This window comes from Rhizobium sp. BK491, assembly GCF_014194925.1.
In the GTDB taxonomy this organism is placed as follows: Bacteria; Pseudomonadota; Alphaproteobacteria; order Rhizobiales; family Rhizobiaceae; genus Rhizobium.
Genome location: NZ_JACIAR010000001.1, coordinates 1,534,211 through 1,551,646 on the forward strand (window position 1 = coordinate 1,534,211; position 17,436 = coordinate 1,551,646).

Annotated in this window: 15 protein-coding genes; 6 read left to right on the forward strand and 9 right to left on the reverse strand. The window is 60.4% G+C overall.

Features of this window, described 5'->3' with window-relative positions:
- Positions 1-224: 224 nt before the first annotated feature.
- The 3 genes from FHX05_RS07620 to FHX05_RS07630 all read right to left on the reverse strand — a co-directional run bounded on the left by FHX05_RS07620 (position 225) and on the right by FHX05_RS07630 (position 3,836).
- Positions 225-1,172 carry a substrate-binding domain-containing protein gene (locus FHX05_RS07620; protein ID WP_112335191.1) on the reverse strand — a complete coding sequence of 316 codons (948 nt, stop codon included), beginning with the start codon at positions 1,170-1,172 and terminating at the stop codon, positions 225-227.
- 68 nt (positions 1,173-1,240) lie between these two features.
- The gene (locus FHX05_RS07625) at positions 1,241-2,251 is read right to left on the reverse strand and encodes an ABC transporter permease (RefSeq protein WP_183871210.1); all 1,011 of its coding nucleotides are present in this window, start codon (positions 2,249-2,251) and stop codon (positions 1,241-1,243) included.
- A 61-nt stretch (positions 2,252-2,312) separates the two neighbouring features.
- Complete coding sequence (locus FHX05_RS07630; protein ID WP_183871135.1) at positions 2,313-3,836, reverse strand: sugar ABC transporter ATP-binding protein; 1,524 nt, start codon at positions 3,834-3,836, stop codon at positions 2,313-2,315.
- A gap of 166 nt (positions 3,837-4,002) precedes the next feature.
- On the opposite strand from FHX05_RS07630, the gene FHX05_RS07635 reads away from it, so the two are divergent.
- Positions 4,003-5,028, forward strand: coding sequence for a LacI family DNA-binding transcriptional regulator (locus FHX05_RS07635; RefSeq protein WP_112602903.1), 1,026 nt, complete (start codon positions 4,003-4,005; stop codon positions 5,026-5,028).
- A gap of 12 nt (positions 5,029-5,040) precedes the next feature.
- The gene (locus tag FHX05_RS07640) at positions 5,041-5,445 is read left to right on the forward strand and encodes a VOC family protein (protein WP_183714271.1); all 405 of its coding nucleotides are present in this window, start codon (positions 5,041-5,043) and stop codon (positions 5,443-5,445) included.
- On the opposite strand, the gene xylA is transcribed toward FHX05_RS07640, so the two are convergent.
- The 5 genes from xylA to FHX05_RS07665 all read right to left on the reverse strand — a co-directional run bounded on the left by xylA (position 5,436) and on the right by FHX05_RS07665 (position 12,438).
- Positions 5,436-6,746 carry a xylose isomerase gene (xylA, locus tag FHX05_RS07645; protein ID WP_112410050.1) on the reverse strand — a complete coding sequence of 437 codons (1,311 nt, stop codon included), beginning with the start codon at positions 6,744-6,746 and terminating at the stop codon, positions 5,436-5,438. The genes FHX05_RS07640 and xylA overlap by 10 nt on opposite strands.
- Before the next feature lie 172 nt (positions 6,747-6,918).
- Positions 6,919-8,376 (reverse strand): xylulokinase, encoded by a 1,458-nt coding sequence (gene xylB / locus FHX05_RS07650; RefSeq protein ID WP_183871136.1) that lies wholly within the window; start codon positions 8,374-8,376, stop codon positions 6,919-6,921.
- Between the two features lie 37 nt (positions 8,377-8,413).
- The gene (locus tag FHX05_RS07655) at positions 8,414-9,439 is read right to left on the reverse strand and encodes a LacI family DNA-binding transcriptional regulator (RefSeq protein WP_112400715.1); all 1,026 of its coding nucleotides are present in this window, start codon (positions 9,437-9,439) and stop codon (positions 8,414-8,416) included.
- 147 nt (positions 9,440-9,586) lie between these two features.
- Entirely contained in the window at positions 9,587-11,191 is a 1,605-nt protein-coding gene (locus FHX05_RS07660) for a DHA2 family efflux MFS transporter permease subunit (protein ID WP_112335199.1), read from the reverse strand.
- 26 nt (positions 11,192-11,217) lie between these two features.
- Positions 11,218-12,438, reverse strand: a complete 1,221-nt coding sequence (locus FHX05_RS07665; RefSeq protein ID WP_112400716.1) for an HlyD family secretion protein — start codon at positions 12,436-12,438, stop codon at positions 11,218-11,220.
- Between the two features lie 180 nt (positions 12,439-12,618).
- On the opposite strand from FHX05_RS07665, the gene FHX05_RS07670 reads away from it, so the two are divergent.
- From FHX05_RS07670 to FHX05_RS07680, 3 genes are all read left to right on the forward strand, one after another.
- A complete protein-coding gene (locus FHX05_RS07670; RefSeq protein WP_041677674.1) occupies positions 12,619-13,299 on the forward strand; it encodes a TetR/AcrR family transcriptional regulator in 681 nt (226 codons plus the stop codon).
- Positions 13,300-13,415: 116 nt separating this feature from the next.
- Positions 13,416-14,255 carry a GyrI-like domain-containing protein gene (locus tag FHX05_RS07675; protein ID WP_183871137.1) on the forward strand — a complete coding sequence of 280 codons (840 nt, stop codon included), beginning with the start codon at positions 13,416-13,418 and terminating at the stop codon, positions 14,253-14,255.
- A 155-nt stretch (positions 14,256-14,410) separates the two neighbouring features.
- A complete protein-coding gene (locus FHX05_RS07680; RefSeq protein ID WP_183871138.1) occupies positions 14,411-15,154 on the forward strand; it encodes a TerC family protein in 744 nt (247 codons plus the stop codon).
- Positions 15,155-15,199: 45 nt separating this feature from the next.
- Here FHX05_RS07680 and FHX05_RS07685 read toward each other — a convergent pair whose 3' ends face one another.
- A complete protein-coding gene (locus FHX05_RS07685) occupies positions 15,200-15,610 on the reverse strand; it encodes a hypothetical protein (RefSeq protein WP_183871139.1) in 411 nt (136 codons plus the stop codon).
- Between the two features lie 360 nt (positions 15,611-15,970).
- On the opposite strand from FHX05_RS07685, the gene gltX reads away from it, so the two are divergent.
- On the forward strand, positions 15,971-17,428 hold the full coding sequence (gene gltX / locus FHX05_RS07690) for a glutamate--tRNA ligase (RefSeq protein ID WP_183871140.1): 1,458 nt from the start codon (positions 15,971-15,973) through the stop codon (positions 17,426-17,428).
- The last annotated feature ends 8 nt before the right edge of the window (positions 17,429-17,436 follow it).

Genomic DNA, 17,436 nt, shown 5'->3' on the forward strand with positions numbered 1-17,436 from the left:
CCTTTCGAACCCATATCCGAGGCGGCTGAGGTGCCGTAGCCTCCAAAAACTATAGGGTCGTCGGGCTGAAAGTCGAATGCCTTGCGACCTAATCACGGCACGCTGCAGACGGCAAGAGGTACGTGCCGCAAAATTTCCATCTGCCGCAAAACGGGGCTGATGGAACACTTAAAAAACGCCCGCCGAAACCGGCGGGCGCCCTGGAAGATCAACCGAAAAACCGATCAGAACGGTGAATCGGGGAAGTAGAAGTCCTTGGCGTTGTCCTTGGTGACGAGCGTCGCATCCAGGATGTAGTTGCCGCGAATCGGAACCTGATCATAGAAATTGGCAGCCGTCAGCTCCATGGCGGTGCCGACCATTGCCGGCGGATAGAGCACGTCGACCGGGATCAGCTTATCGCCATCCATGACCTTCTTGATCATGTCCTTCGAGCCGGCGCCGGCGACGATATACTTGATATCGGTGCGCTTGGCCTGCTCGATCGCCTGCAGAACGCCAACGGCCATGTCGTCATCCTGGCACCAGACGACATCGATCTTCGGGAATTTGGTCAGGTAGTCCTGCATGACCTTGAAGGCGTCGTCGCGGTTCCAGTTGCCGTACTGGCGGTCGAGAACCTTGACGTTCGAGCCGGCGATACCCTTGTCGAAGCCGTCCTGGCGCTGCTGATCGATCGGGATCGGCAGACCACGAATGACGACGACCTGTGCATCCGGCGTGTTCTTCTTGATGTATTCGCCCGCGACCTGGCCAAGCGCCGGATTGTTGCCGGCGACATAGAGGTCACGGACGGAATTGTCGTTGTTGCTCGGCGCACGGTCGACGAGCGCCACGAACTTGCCCTTGTCCTTGACTTCCTTGATCGCGTTGACGAGCGGATCCGGATCCGACGGCAGGATCACGAGGGCATCGATGCCCTGTGTTTCAAGATCCTGGACGGCGTTTGCCTGGCTGGCGGCATCCGGCGAGGTCTTGACGATGACGTTCAGTCCCGGATGCTCCGCCATCAAGAGCTTGGCGACGCGCTCGGCATGGAACACCACGCCCGAGGTCCAGCCGTGGTCGGCGGCCGGAATGGAAACGCCGATCGTCACCTTCTTGTCGGCGGCATGTACTGTGCCGGCCAGAGCCGCCATCACGACAGCCAAGCCTATGAATCTTTTTCGCATGTTTCTTCCTCCCAGATAGAGACAGGGCCTTAGCATGACGACCGGGCGCCCCCTGACCCGGTTATTCACTATTTGCGGGCAAGCGAACGCTGAACCAGCATGGCGATGATGATGATCGCACCCTGGATGGCGCTCAGCAGATACTCGCTGATGAAATTGGAAAGCAGCATGATATTGCCGACGAGTTCGAGGATGAACGCGCCGCAGATCGTGCCCCACACCCTGCCCGCGCCGCCCTTCAGCGCCGTGCCACCGACGACAACGGCGGTGATCGCCTGCAATTCCCACAGGCTGCCCGTCGTCGCCGATGTCGAACCGAGCCGCGGCACATAGAGAAGCACGGCGATGGCAACGCAAAATCCCTGGATGACGAAGGCGACGGTACGCACGCGATTGACCGCGACACCGGAATAGCGGGCAACGTCACGGTTGGAGCCGACCGCAATCACATGCCGCCCATAACGGGTGCGGTAGAGAATGAAAGCCGCAATGCCGGTGACGACGAGGATGACCACGATCGGCACCGGCACACCGAGCACGGCGCCATAATAGGCAGGCTTGTAGAGCGCCTGAATATCCGCCGGTCGCAAGGTGATGGCACCGCCCTGCGACAGCCAGGTCGTCAGGCCACGATAGACGCCCATGGTGCCGAGCGTCGCGATGAACGGTTCGATCTTGCCCATGGTCGTAATCAACCCGTTGGCAAGGCCGCATAGCAGGCCGGCAACGATCGAAAACAGCACCGCCGCCGCCAGCATCATAGAGGGATCGGCAATGACGCCCGAATTCATGAAGAGGATCATCAGGCTGGCGACGAAGGCGACCATCGCGCCGACGGACAGATCGAGATCGCCCGCCGAAATGACGAAAGTGGCACCGACCGCGATGATGGCTATGAAGGCGCATCTCGTCGCGACATTGGTGAGATTGGTGATGCCGATGAAGTTCGGATTGACCAGTGCGCCCACGATCAGAAGCAGCACCAGGGCCGCAAACGGTGCAACCGCCCTAAGATCGACATCCCACCAGGAACGTCCGCGCCGGCCTGTCTTGCCGCTGCTGTCTTCACCCACGCTCATAACCAAAACCAACCTCCCGTCCCATGATTGCTGGGAATTCGCCCTGCTCTCCACCGCCCATTCAGGCAGCCGTCTTTTTCTTCAGGCCCGCCGCATAACGCATGATTTCCTGCTCGGTGATCTCTTCGCCTTCGAGCACGCCGACGATCCGGCCCTCGCGCATCACGGCAACCCGCGTGCAGAGCCCAATGACCTCGGGCATTTCCGAAGAGATCACGATGATCGAATGGCCGTCGCGCGCCAGCGCGGAAATGAAATGATAGATCTGCTGCTTCGTCCCCACATCGATGCCGCGCGTCGGCTCATCAATGATGATGATCTGCGGCTCGGTCTCCATGATCTTCGCGAGAAGCAGCTTCTGCTGGTTGCCGCCGGACATGCGGCCGGCAACGATGTTTCCGTCACGCACACGTATGTCGAAACGGCGTCGCGCCCGCGTCAGCGCATCCGCTTCGCTGGAGGCGCTCAGATAGCCGAACTTGCCGTGCCGGTCGAGCGACTGCAGGGTCAGATTGACGACCATGCCTGAATTCAGAAGCAGACCCTTCGATTTGCGGTCCTTGGTCATATAGGCAAGGCCGGCATCGATGGCCGCATGCACGTCATGCGGTGGCACCGTCTGGCCGTTGGCGACGACCTCGCCGGATGCACGAGCGCGCAGGCCGACGATCGCTTCCATCAGCTCCGTGCGTCCCGAGCCGATCATGCCGGAAAAGCCCAGTATCTCGCCTTTTCGCAGCTCGAAGCTCGCATCGTGGACATAGCCGGTCGAAACCGAGGCAACGTTGAGCACGACCTTCTCGTCGACATCAGGCTCGCTCTTGGCCGGATAGAGGCTGGAAAGCTCGCGCCCGACCATCAGCTGGGCGATCGATTCGCCGTCGAGCAGCGATGTCGGCGATGTCTTCACCCATTGACCGTCGCGCAGCACCGTGACGCGATCCGTCAGCTCCATCACCTCATCGAGCTTGTGGGAGACGAAGACAAAACTGGTTCCCTGATCGCGCAGCTTACGCACCTGCTTGAACAGGAAATTGGTCTCCTCGCGGGAGAGAACGGCGGTCGGCTCGTCCATGAAGACGATGCGCGCATCGCGGCTGATCGCCTTGGCGATCTCCACCATCTGCTTGTCGGCAATGGAAAGCGAGCTGATCACGGCATTCTCGTCGACATGCGAGCCGAGGAGATCGAGCACGCGCCGCGTTTCGGCACGCATATGCTTGCGATCGAGCACACCGAGCCGTGTAACTTCGCGCCCGAGAAACAAGCTCTCGGTAACGGTCAGATGCTCAGCGAGATTGAATTCCTGATGGATGATGACGATGCCGAGCGCTTCCGCTGCACCGTTCGGCGGCAGCTTTACCGGCTTGCCATCGAGCAAAATCTCACCGGAGGTCGGCTGCTCGAAGCCGGACAGGACCTTGACGAGCGTCGACTTTCCGGCGCCATTTTCGCCCATGAGCGCATGGATTTCGCCGGCCCGAAGATCGAAGTTGACGCTGAACAGCACTTGTACGCCACTGAAGGCCTTGGAAATCCCTCTCGCAGACAGCACGACCGCACCGTCGACGGTTTCCGAACCCATTGCATCCTCCCTGCGGTCCCACCCGCTTTCCACGGTATGTAAACCTTTACATACGTCGTGTAAAGGTTTACATCGTTGGATATCGCACAAAATTTCGCGGTTACCTTTGACCTCCACGTGAGTCTGTGTAGTCTCCAGCCCGAGACGAGACCCAAGGCAGAGCGCAGTGTCGAATTCCACGCCCGCAACTATCGAAGACGTCGCCCGAATTGCCAATGTTTCGATAGCAACGGTTTCGCGGGCCATCCATACTCCGGAGAAAGTCGCCAATTCGACGCGGCTGAAAGTCAATCAGGCTATCGCCGTCACCGGTTATACCACCAATGCCATGGCGCGCAGCCTCCGGCTCGGCCGCTCGAACATGATTCTGGTCGTGGCGCCCGATATCGGCGATCCCAATTTCTCGAATATCCTGATCGGCCTGGAAAACGAGGCGCGTTCGCACGGTTATGGCATCCTGATCGGACACACGCAGAACGACGCGCAGCGTGGCCTGGAATATCTGAAATTCCTCAATTCCAACCAGGCGGCAGGTCTGATCCTCTTCACCGGTATCCTGCCCTTCGGTCATCAGACCATGACAGCGCGGCTGCCGCCGAGCGTCGGCGTTTTCGAGCCAGTCTTCAACGGCGGCATTCCCTATGTCGGCGTCGACGATATTGCCGGCGCCCGCAAGGCCATCGACCTGCTGATTGCCGAGGGCCACCGCAAGATCGCCTTTATCGGCGATTCCCGCACCCGCCTCGCCTACAGCCGGCGGCGCATGGGCTACGAGGCCGGACTGGATGCGGCCGGCATCGGACAAGATATGCGCATCGTGCTGGAAGGCGACGGCACCATCGAGAGCGGGCGGCTCTCCGTGGAGCAGTTGTTCATGCGCGATACGCTGCCGACAGCCTTCATGTGCGTCAACGATCAGACCGCGATCGGCGTGATGATCGGCCTGAAGGCACGCGGCTATGATATCCCCGAGGATTTTTCAGTGACCGGCTTCGACGACGTCCCGCAAGCCGTCTTTATGACGCCGTCGCTGACGACGATCCGGCAGCCGCGCACCGCCATCGGCAAGCATGCGATGGCGCTTTTGCTGGAACTGCTTTCGGATGGCGAGCCGCCCGAGACGGAGATCCTGTTGCGGCCGGATCTCGTGGTGCGAAATTCGGTCTCCCCACCGCCGCGCCTCCGGCGATAGGTGGACACAACGATGCCGCTCGGCAGAATCACCCTCTATGTCCGCAATGTCGAAGTGACAATCAGCTTTTACGAGAAGCATTTCGGGTTCAAGCCGCTCTATCTGGAGGGCGATCGGATTGTTGAGCTGCTCGCGCAGGATGGCGGCGCCAACCTGCTGATCCATCCGGCGGGCAAGGCGCAGAAAATGGGCCAGGTGCTGGTCAAGTTGGTCTTCGACGTCGAGCATGTCGAAGCTTTCCGCACTAAGTGTGCGGAGGAGGGACTGGAGTTCGGCCCCCTGCACCAAGCCGACGGCTATGTTTTCGCCAATGCGAAGGATCCCTCAGGGAATCCCATAGCCATTTCCAGCCGCGCGTTTCGGCTGAAATCGGGAGGCGATGAACCACCGCCTCCCGAAGTTGTCGATCAAACGTAACGGTTGACGATATTTTCCAGCAGTTCCTGCTTGCCGGACTTCGGCTGCGGGTTGACGTCCTTGGTTTCGACCCACTGAGCGATCTGATCGAGCGAATATTCACCGCGCAGCAGCTTCTGGCCTTCGGCCGAATCCCAGCCGGCGTAACGGTCGGCGAGCGGCTTGGAGAGCGCCTTGTCCTCGATCATCTTGGCGGCCGCCTTCAGGCCGCGGGCACAGCAATCCATGCCGCCGATATGGCCGATGAGCAGATCTTCCGGGTCGAGCGACTGGCGGCGCAGCTTGGCGTCGAAGTTCGTGCCGCCGGACTTGAAGCCGCCGCCTGCCAGAACCTGGTAATAGGCCAGCGTCATTTCCGGAACGTTGTTCGGGAACTGGTCGGTATCCCAGCCGGATTGGTAGTCGTTGCGGTTCATGTCGATCGAGCCGAAAATGCCGAGCGCATTGGCAAGCGCCAGTTCGTGCTCGAAGGAATGGCCGGCAAGGATCGCATGGCCCTGCTCGATATTGACCTTCACTTCGTTTTCGAGGCCGTACTTCTTGAGGAAGCCGTAAACCGTGGCGACGTCGTAGTCATACTGGTGCTTGGTCGGCTCCTGCGGCTTCGGCTCGATGAGGATCGTGCCCTTGAAGCCAATCTTGTGCTTGTATTCGACGACGAGATTGAGGAAGCGGCCCAACTGATCCAGCTCCCGCTTCAGGTCGGTGTTGAGCAGCGTCTCGTAGCCTTCGCGGCCGCCCCAGAGAACGTAGTTTTCGCCGCCGAGCTTATGGGTGGCATCCATGCAGGTCTTCACGGTCGCAGCCGAGAAGGCGAAGACATCCGGATCAGGATTGGTCGCGGCGCCCGACATGAAACGGCGGTTGGAGAAGAGGTTTGCCGTGCCCCAAAGCAGCTTTACGCCAGTATCGGCTTGCTTCTTGGCGAAATAGTCGACGATCTCGTTGAGGTTCTTGGTGTTCTCGGCAAAATTCTTGCCTTCCGGCCGTACGTCGGCATCGTGAAAGCAGTAATAGGGAGCGCCGAGCAGGGTGAAGAATTCGAAGGCGACATCGGCCTTCAGTTTGGCGGCTTCCATCGTCTCGTTGAACCAGGGGCGAAGGAAAGTCTGACCGCCGAAGGGATCGCCGCCCGGCCAGGTGAAGGTGTGCCAGTAGGCGACGGCGAAACGCAGATGGTCTTCCATGCGCTTGCCGGCAACGACTTCGTCCTTGTTGTAATAGCGGAAGGCCAGCGGATTGGTGCTGTCAGGCCCTTCGTATTTTACCTTGCTGATGTCACCAAAAAATCCGGTACTCATATCTCATCTCCTTGGGTTTGGTGTTTCGGTAGTGTTGTTCACCTGTCGGCAAGGCCCCCTCATCCAACCCTTCGGGCCACCTTCTCCCCGAGAGGAGAAGGTATGGGCGGCTGCCGCAAACTCGGTCTCACCCTCTCCCCTCGGGGAGAGGGCAGGGTGAGGGGGTTTCACCTCAAGCTATGCCCAGCGGCTTGATCGCCGGATAAACCGCGCGGTAGCGCTTATAGGCATCCGCATAGGCATCCGTCAGCGACGCAACCGGATCGATCGTGCCGGCCGTCTGCGGCGGGGTGCAGACCGCAACCGGATCGGCGCCCGTCGCGGCAATCAGGCCGAGACGGGCGGCACCAAAGGCTGCGCCGAAATCGCCGTCCGCCGGCAGGTCGACGGGCACGCCGAGCGCGGTGGCGATCGAGGCCAGCCAGTAGCGCGAACGCGAACCGCCACCGATGGCGGTTACGCGCGCAATATCCGTGCCGGCGGAGCGCAGCGCTTCGAGATTGTCGCGAATGGCGAAGGACACGCCTTCGAGCACGGCCTGCGTCAGCACGGCGCGGCCGCTTTCATGGCCGAGACCGATGAAGGCACCGCGGATCGTCGCGTCGTTGTGCGGCGTGCGCTCGCCCGAGAGATAGGGAAGGAAGGTTACGCTGGTCGGCGCCTTCAGCGTCTCGCCAAGCTCGGCGGTGAGTTCGGCAGCGGACTTGCCTGTCACATGCGAATGCCAGTTGAGCGCATCGGTTGCCGAGAGAATGACGCCCATCTGATGCCAGGTGTTGGGCAGCGCGTGGCAGAAGGCGTGAACGGCGCTTTCAGGCTTCGGCAGATAGGAGCCGTTGGCCGCGAAGAGCACGCCAGACGTCCCGAGCGAAACGAAGGCCGCACCATGGCTGACTGTGCCCATCCCGCAGGCCGAAGCTGCGTTATCCCCTGCCCCGCCGGCAACGACGACATCGCCGCCGATACCCCATTTCGAGGCCAGTTCGCCGCGCAGCTTGCCGGCAACTTCGGTGCCTTCCACCAGCGTCGGCATCTGCTTCTCGTCAAGATTGGTCGCGGCCAGCAGCTCTGAGGACCATTTGCGTTTGCCGGTATCGAGCCAGGAGGTGCCGGCCGAGTCAGACATTTCCGACATGTGCTCGCCGGTCAGCCACAGGCGCAGATAGTCCTTCGGCAGCAGCACCCAGCGTACCCTAGCGAAAATCTCCGGCTCATGCTTGGCGACCCAAGCGAGCTTCGGCGCCGTGAAGCCGGGGAAGACGATGTTGCCGGTCAATGCCCGGAAGCGCGGATCGGCATCGAGCGCGGCGGCCTCGTGATAGCTGCGCGTGTCGTTCCAGAGAATGCAGGGACGCAGCACCTTGTCGTCGGCATCGAGCAGCGTTGCGCCATGCATCTGGCCGGAAAGGCCGATGCCACGCACAGCCGCGAGTTCCTTCGGATGCGCAGCCTTCAATCCGGCCACAGCCTCTTCGGTCGCTCGGATCCAGTGGGCCGGATCCTGCTCGGACCAGCCGGGATGCGGGCGCGAGACATCAAGCCCGCCATTGGCGGAGCCGATGATCTTCTGATTGCCGTCGATCAGCATCGCTTTGACGCCGGACGTTCCGAGATCGAGACCCAAATACATCAGATATTACTCCCTATGCTCTGCCGCGTTCGAATGCTCAGGGCAGATTATCCTTCAAGAAAATGTCGAGGCGTATGCGCTCCTGGTCGGCGATGACGGCTTGGCCGTCGGCGGTCGCCTTCATGACGCGGATGGCGCTGCGCACTTCATGACCGGCATCCTGATTGAGGACGGCGTCGATCGTGCCGTCCAACAGCGCCGCCCGCGTATGCCGCGTCAGCTCGTGCACGACCACGGTCAACTCCCGCTCGGGCCGTACGGCCTTCAGCGCCGCTATCAGACCGCGGTTGCCGGCGCCGAGGCTGTAGATGCCGATAATGTCCTTGTTTTCGGACAGCGCCTTGGAGACAAGCGATTTGGCCCGCTCGGGATCGTCACGTCCTTCCAGCACGGGCAGCAGCCGGAGCTTGGGAAACTCTTCTGCCATCACGGCGGAAAAGCCCTGCAGGCGTTCGCGATGGTCGCGCACCAGCATCGAGCCGGCGAGAACGGTAAGATCACCTTCACGACCGCCAAGGAAGCGCCCGAGCAGCCGCGCGGCAGTCCGTCCGGCAGCAATATTGTCGATACCCGCATAGTGATGGCGGGTGGAATCGGTGAGATCCGAGACCAGCGTTATGACGGGAATACGCTCCGACACGAGACGGTCGACGGCGGCCCTGACTTCCGGCGCGTCGGTTGCCACGAGAGCGACACCGGCGATATCCTGCCCCTGCAAGGCGTCCAGCGCCGCGACCAGCGCCGGCACATCGAATGGTGGCACCTCGACGATGCGGATGTCCGTGCGCTCTATGCTGGCCCGCAAGGTTGCCTGATGCACTTCGAATCGCAGCCCGTGCATGAAGGAATTATCCCCCGTCGGCACGATGAAAACGAGAGGATAGACCCGGCTCTTGGCCAGATTGGCAGCTGCGACATCGCGGATATAGCCGATTTGCCGGATAGCGGCTTCCACCTTCTCCCGCGTTACCAGCCGGACACCCGGCCGCTGGTTCAAAACGCGGTCCACCGTGGCGAGGCTGACGCCCGCGGCGGCGGCGATGTCATGCACGGTCGGTCTCATGGGTCCTCCTGCAGAAAGCCTTACTGCGATTTTTGATGTACGTAAATCAAAAATTTCGGACCGACGAATTTTTCCGATAGATACCACAAACAAAAAAGGCCCCTCGCGAGGAGGGGCCATGCCTTGGGAGCATTTATAAGAGCCGGATCAGTGGCCTCCGCCGCCACCGCCACCTGCGGTATTCGGCTTGCTGATCATCAGAACGCCGAGGATCATCGCGAGGAACAGCACAGTCAGCATCAGGAAAATATCCCCGAAGGACATGACGACCGCCTGCCGCGTCGCCATGTTGACCATTTGCTTCAGGGCGGCCTGGTCGCCGTCCAGACCCGCTGCATTGAAGCTGGCGGCCATGTTGTTCAATTGGGTAACGGCCGCATGGCTGCCCCAATGAACATGGTCGCGCAGGTTGAAATAATGCTGGTCCTGCCTGTTCGTCAAAAGCGTATTGATGATCGCGAGTCCGACGGCCCCGCCGAGATTGCGCGTCAGATTGAACAGGCCGGACGCACCGCGCATGCGGGCGGGCGGCATGGTTCCGAGCGCGATATTGTTGATCGGCACCATGCACAGCATTAGACCGAAACCGCGCAGGATCTGCGGGATGAGCAGCTCCCAGAAATCCCAGTCCACCGTCAGGTGCATCATGATGTAGGTGCCGGCCGAGAAGCTGGTGAAGCCGATGATCATCAGGATGCGCAGATCGACCTTGCTCGACAGGAAGCCGGCAAGCGGCGCTGTGAAGAACATGGTGAGGCCGGAGACGAACATCGTCTCGCCGATCTGCAGCGAATCGTAGCCACGAATCCGCGCGAGATAGAGCGGATAGATATAGGTCAGGCCGTAGAGGCCGATGCCCATAACGAAGGAGAACACGGACCCGAAGGAGAAGTTCTTGTTCGTGAAAGCCCTGAGATCGACGACGGGGAAATCGACCGTGAAGGCGCGGTAGAAGAAGATCACGGCACCGATGGCGGAGGCGATGGCACCCGCAACGATATAATTGTCGTTGAACCAGTCGTTCGTATTGCCTTCCTCAAGCACATATTCGAGCGCGCCGAGGAAAACACCCATCGAAATCAGGCCCCACCAGTCGAACTTCTTGAAAAGCGACAGCTCGGGCTTGTCGAAATCGATGAAATTCCAGGTGACGATGGCAACGATGATACCGGGTGGAATGTTGACCAGAAACAGCCAATGCCAGGAAAACGCGTTGGACAGATAGCCGCCGACCGTCGGGCCGATGGTCGGCGCCAGCGTGGCGATCAGGCCGATAATCGGCGAGACGACATTGCGCTTGGATGGCGGGAAGATCGTGAATGCCGCCGCAAAGACCGAGGGGATCATGCCGCCACCGATGAAGCCCTGCAGGGCGCGGTAGATGATCATCTGATCGATGTTGGTGGCGGTCGCGGCAAGCGCGCTCGCTGCTGTGAAGCCGGCAGCTGAAATCGCAAACAGGTAGCGCGTCGAAATGATGCGTGCCAGCGTTCCAGACAACGGGATCATGATGACTTCGGCGATCAGATAGGCCGTCTGGACCCAGCCGATTTCATCCGAGCCGGCGCTGAGGCCGGCCTGGATTTCGCTGAGCGAGGCCGAGACGATCTGAATGTCGAGGATCGACATGAACATGCCGAGCACCATCGCCAGAAAGGCGATGAGCTTTCTCGGCTCGATATGATCAGCCGCGGGCGCGGCGGGGCCGGCCGCGCGTGGGGGCGACCCGGCTGTAGTGCTGGCGGACGACATGGCGCGTCTCTCCCGAGCTCGATCGTTTACTTGTCCGGCGCCGTGCGGGTATCGACGTCGACGACGACGCTGAGGCCTGCGCGCAGACGGCCGGTATTGAGCGCATCCTGCGGCAATGCGATGCGGACAGGCACGCGCTGGATGATCTTGGTGAAGTTACCCGTCGCGTTTTCCGGCGGCAGCAGCGAGAAGACCGAACCGGAAGCCGGCGAAATCGACTCGACAGTGCCGACGATCGGATGATCGCTGAAAGCATCGACGTGAACATTGACCTTGGAGCCGGGAACCAGATGCTGGATCTGCGTTTCCTTGAAATTCGCATCGATATAAAGCTGTTTGGTCGGTACGATCGCCATCAGCTTCTGGCCGGGAGAGACGAGATCGCCTTCCTGCACCGAGCGATTGCCGACGATACCGTCATAAGGCGCCTTCAGTACGGTAAAGGACAGGTCGCGAGCGGCTTTGTCGCGAGCGGCTTCCAGGCCCTTGATCGTGCTCTCGGCCTGACGGCGCTGAGCCTGCAGCAGGTTGATATTGGCCTGCGCGGATGCGATGGCGGCGTCGCCGCCGACCAGATTGGCCTTGGCCTGATCAAGCGCGATATTGGCGCTGTCCAAAGCGGCCGTGGTGCCGACCGACTTCGATTGCAGTTCGGCAGCGCGCGTCTGGGTGATCTGGGCGCCGCGGACCGTGGCTTCCAGGGCAACCTTCTGTGCCTGCGACTGGGCAAGGGCTGCCTGGCCGGCAGCGATCTGTGCATCGATGGTATGGAGCGAAAGCTGTTCGGTATCGAGCGAGGCCTGAGCCTGGCCAAGCGCCAGCTTGTAGTCGCCGTCATCGAGCGTTACGAGCACGTCGCCGGCCTTGACCTGCTGGTTGGCCACAACGTTTACCTTGGCGACATAGCCCGTCACCTTCGGCGAGATCGTGGCGATATCGCCGCCAATATAGGCATCGTCGGTAGAGACCATGAAGCGGCCGTTCGTCCACCAGTCATAGCCATACCAGCCACCGGCCGCGAGTGCCGCGACGATGACGATGGGGAAAACCAGGCTGCGCCGCTTCTTCTCCGGCGGCGGTGGGGCCGCAGGGGCCGGAGCGGCAGGCGCAGCCTGGGCGGGAGCAGGATTGCCGCGCGTCTCGGCAAGAGGAGCATCCGCAGGTGCACCGGCTTGCCGAGCTTCCGCATCTGCATCAGCGGGCTCGTTCACGATACGCGCTACATTGTTTCCATGACTTGACGACATTTCCTACCACCGAAAATCTGGCAAATTAATCGAACCGAACGGTTCGGTTCAATTGACATAAAGCCTTTTTCACTCCATATCAAGAGACATCGAACTGAGCGGTTCGATTTATTTCGCGAATCTGTTTAAGATTCAGAAAAAATGATCGAGTATCGCGTAAAGGAGACAGTGAAAGAGCCAATGAAACACGAATCCCAAAATGCCGCTGTGTTGAACGCGCCCGCACCCGGCTCCGGTGGACGTTGGGCAGCCGGCGAGGACCCAGCCAAGCGCCATCAGATTCTCGAAGGCGCCAAGCGTGTCTTTATGAAAATGGGCTTCGATGCGGCGAGCATGAACGATGTCACCCGCGAGGCGGGCGTTTCCAAGGGCACTCTCTACGTCTATTTCGCCAACAAGGAAGATCTGTTCGCCGCCATGATGGAGAGCGAGCGGACCCATTTCGTCAATCTCGTGCGCAATGCCCTTTCAGACGAAGCGGATGTCACCACCTCGCTTTATGATTTCGGTATCGTCTTCGTCACGCACGTCACCTCGGATAAGACCATCAGCGCCATGCGCACGGTCATCGGCGTGCGCGAACGCATGCCCTCGCTCTGTCAACGCTTTTTCACCGGTCCGGAAAATCTGCGCACGGTGCTGCGCGGCTTCCTCGAGCGGCAGGCTGCCATAGGCCATCTCAAGATCGACGACTTCGACATGGCTGCCCGCCACTTCCTGGAAATGGCCAGCGGCGGCTATTTCAAGCTGCGGCTCTTCGGCGACATGGAAGAGCCGCCGTCTAAGGAAGAGATCGACTATGTCGTGCGCGGCGCCGTGCGGGTTTTCCTGGCGGGCTACGGTCCGGATCGCAGGGATTAGGATGATCAGGCCTCTCCTGCTGTCCGCGGGCGTGTAGTAATTCAACTCCGCAATGGCGATCAAGCATCGCCACCGCCACAGGCCTATGAGTGGCCCGGCAACCAGGGGAGTTGAAAATGAGCGCGATCGGCAGAGCGATATGGTTCATCGAAAGCCATTTTAAATCCGACATCTCGCTCGACGAGATTGCCGAGACGGCCGGGCTGTCGCGCTTTCATCTTTCGCGGGTCTTTGGCATGACGACGGGCCACTCGATCAGCAGCTATATCCGGGGCCGCCGCCTCAGCGAAGCGGCTCTCGCACTGACCGACGGCTCCTCCTCCATTCTCCAGGTTGCCCTCGATGCCGGCTACGGCTCGCACGAGGCTTTCACCCGTGCCTTCCGCGAGCAATTCGGCATGACGCCGGAAAATCTGCGCAAGCAGGGGCACGTTCGCAACCTCGCTCTACAGGAACCGATCAGAATGGACGACACCCGCCTTCCCAAACTCGAGGCACCGCGCTTCGAGACCCACCCCGCAATGCTGCTTGCCGGCCTTGCGGAAACCTATGCCTATGAGGCGACACAGGCCATCCCCTCGCTGTGGCAGAAATTCAACCAGTATTTCGGCCATATTCCCGGCCAGATCGGCAATGTCGCCTATGGCGTCTGCACCCAGGCGGAAGAAGGTAGCGAAAGCTTCCGTTACATGTCGGCAGCCGAAGTTTCCGCCCCGGACGGCCTGCCCGAAGGCTTCGTGACGACGAAACTACCGCAACAGCGCTACGCGATCTTCACGCATCGCGGCCATATCTCAGGCATTTCCGCGACGGTGCATCAGATCTTCGGAGACTGGCTGCCGCAATCGGGTCAACAGCATGCCGGCACCCCCGACATGATGGAACGCTATGACGACCGCTTCGACCCACGCACGGGCACGGGCGTTACGGAGATATGGATCCCCCTCAAAGACTAGAAACCACGCCTGGGAACAAGACCCGGAAACAAGGCCGCCGCCATGAAAATGGCGGCGGCCTTGTACGAACCATGACACTCCTTACATTACGGCCATTCTGGAGAGGCCGGGCTGGGGGTCAGCATCGGCAAATGCTGATCAAGGGGGCATCGTCAATGGATATTGTGGGGCTGATACAGGACCCGGGGACGTGGGTGGCACTCGTCACGCTCGTCGTCATGGAAGTGGTCCTCGGCATCGACAACCTCATCTTCATCTCGATCCTGACCAACAAGCTGCCGGCCGAACATCGCGACAGAGCCCGCAAGATCGGTATCGGCCTCGCCCTTATCATGCGCCTTGCGCTGCTCGGAACCGTCGCCTGGATCGTCCAGCTCACCCAGCCGGTCTTCGAAATCTTCGGCCAAGGATTCTCCTGGAAGGATATGATCCTCATCGGCGGCGGCCTCTTCCTTGTCTGGAAGGCGACGAAGGAGATCCATCACAATGTCGATCCGCAGGAACAGGGTGAGGATTTCATCGCCAAATCCACCACCTCAACCTTCGCCTCGGCAATCGGCCAGATCCTGCTGCTGGATCTGGTCTTCTCGATCGACAGCATCATTACCGCCGTCGGCATGACGCCGCACCTGCCGATCATGTTCGTCGCCGTGATCGCCGCCGTCACCGTGATGCTGGTCGCCGCCAGCCCGCTCGCCAACTTCATCGAGAAAAACCCGAGCATCGTCATGCTGGCGCTCGCCTTCCTGCTGATGATCGGCACGACGCTGATCGCCGAAGGCATGGGCGTGCATGTTCCCAAGGGATACATCTACGCCGCCATGGCCTTCTCCGCTCTGGTCGAAGTGCTGAACATGATGGCGCGGAACCGTCGGAAAAAAGCATCTGGTGGCCATTGATCGAAAGAGCCGCACCCGCCAGCGGGTGCAGTTCCATCAGATCGATCAATCCTGGACGTGCACGTCGACCCATTCGCCGACATCACCGCGGCCATAAATGTCGACGTTGATCCAGACGTTGCCGCGAACGATATAATTCCCGGCATCGTCGGCGATATTGCCGTTGGCCAGCATGGCTTCCAGTTTCTGGCGATTGGAGGGCAGTGAGAAGAAGCTGTCGCCCTCGTCGCCACGGTCACGGCGGCGATAGGCGTGATAGTTGGCGCGGTCCTGGCGGATGATCTGCCAGGGTGCCGTGAGGCGCTCGCCCTTGGAATTATAGAGATCGTCATTGCCAATATAGGCGCGATAGGATTCGATCAGTTTCGCCGAGCCATCGCGCGTAATAGTCGATTGGGCAGCGGCGGCGTCGGCCATCGAGACCGCCAATAGCAAGCGCAAAATTAGTTTCTTCATGGGATCCCCGGAATGAACGATTGAAAACCTATTTCGCCACTGCCGCGAAAATTGCAAATCAAATTGGGCAAGCGTAAGGCTTTTCTCCTGAAACACTTACGAAGAGTAAAGACGCTTCGTGAAATTGGAAGGCAGGCCCTTTTCGATGCATCACGGCGTCCTCGGTGCCTCTGCCTGCCCTCGCGGCGCAGTTTCCCTTGACGTCACCCCTTGAATATGGCCTAAGGCCAGCCATACGGAAAACGCTGATAGAAGCGGCAAGACGCCCTTTTCCGGCCGGTTTCCTGATCCAGATAGACATTTTCGGCTGGACGGCGCTTGTCCCAAGCGCGGCCCGGCCTTTTATGACGGGCAAACAAGATGACCACTTCAGGCGTTCGCGTCCGCATCGCACCCTCCCCCACCGGCGAGCCGCATGTCGGTACCGCCTATATCGCGCTGTTCAACTATCTCTTCGCCAAGAAACACGGCGGCGAGTTCATCCTGCGCATCGAGGATACTGACGCGACCCGCTCCACCCCGGAATTCGAGACAAAGGTGCTCGACGCGCTGAAATGGTGCGGCCTGAAATGGTCGGAAGGCCCGGATATCGGCGGCCCTTACGGCCCCTATCGCCAGAGCGACCGCAAGGACCTCTACAAGCCCTATGTCGAGCAGGTCGTCACGGCCGGTCACGGCTTCCGCTGCTTCTGCACGCCGGAGCGCCTGGAAAAGATGCGCGAGGCGCAGCGCGCCGCCGGCCTGCCGCCGAAGTATGACGGCCACTGTCTGAACCTCTCGGCCGAGGAAGTGACCTCACGCGTTGCTGCCGGCGAGCCGCATGTCGTGCGCATGAAGATCCCGACTGAAGGCTCCTGCAAGTTCCATGACGGCGTCTACGGCGATGTGGAAATCCCGTGGGATGCCGTCGATATGCAGGTCCTGCTCAAGGCCGACGGCATGCCCACCTATCACATGGCCAACGTCGTCGACGATCATCTGATGAAGATCACCCATGTCGCGCGCGGCGAGGAATGGCTCGCCTCGGTGCCGAAGCATATCCTTATCTATCAGTATCTCGGCTGGGAGCCGCCGGTGTTCATGCACCTGTCGCTGATGCGCAATGCAGACAAGTCGAAACTGTCGAAGCGCAAGAACCCGACCTCGATCTCTTATTACACAGCGCTCGGCTATATCCCCGAAGCGCTGATGAACTTCCTCGGCCTGTTCTTCATCCAGATCGCCGAAGGTGAAGAGCTCTTGAACATGGACGAGCTTGCCGCAAAGTTCGATCCGGAAAACCTCTCCAAGGCCGGCGCGATCTTCGACATCCAGAAGCTCGATTGGCTGAACGGCCGTTGGATCCGCGAGAAGCTGTCAGAAGAAGAGTTCCAGCATCGGGTACTGATCTGGGCGATGGAAAATGATCGCCTGAAGGAAGGCCTGAAGCTGTCGCAGTCGCGCATCACCAAGCTTGGCGAACTGCCCGACTTGGCCGGCTTCCTGTTCAAGTCCGACCTCAACCTCGACCCCTCCGCCTTCGCGAAGATCAAGTCGACGCCGGAAGAACTGCTTGAGATCCTGAACACTGTGCAGCCGGATCTGGAAAAGATCCTCGAATGGAATGTCGAGACGATCGAAGCCGAGCTGCGCGCCATTGCAGACCGCATGGGCAAGAAACTGAAGGTCATCGTCGCGCCGCTTTTCGTCGCCGTATCGGGCTCCTCGCGCTCCCTCCCGCTTTTCGATAGCATGGCGATCCTCGGCCGCTCCGTCGTCCGCCAGCGACTGAAACTTGCCGCGCAGACCGTTGCGACCCTCGTCGGCCCGAAGAACTGAACCGGACT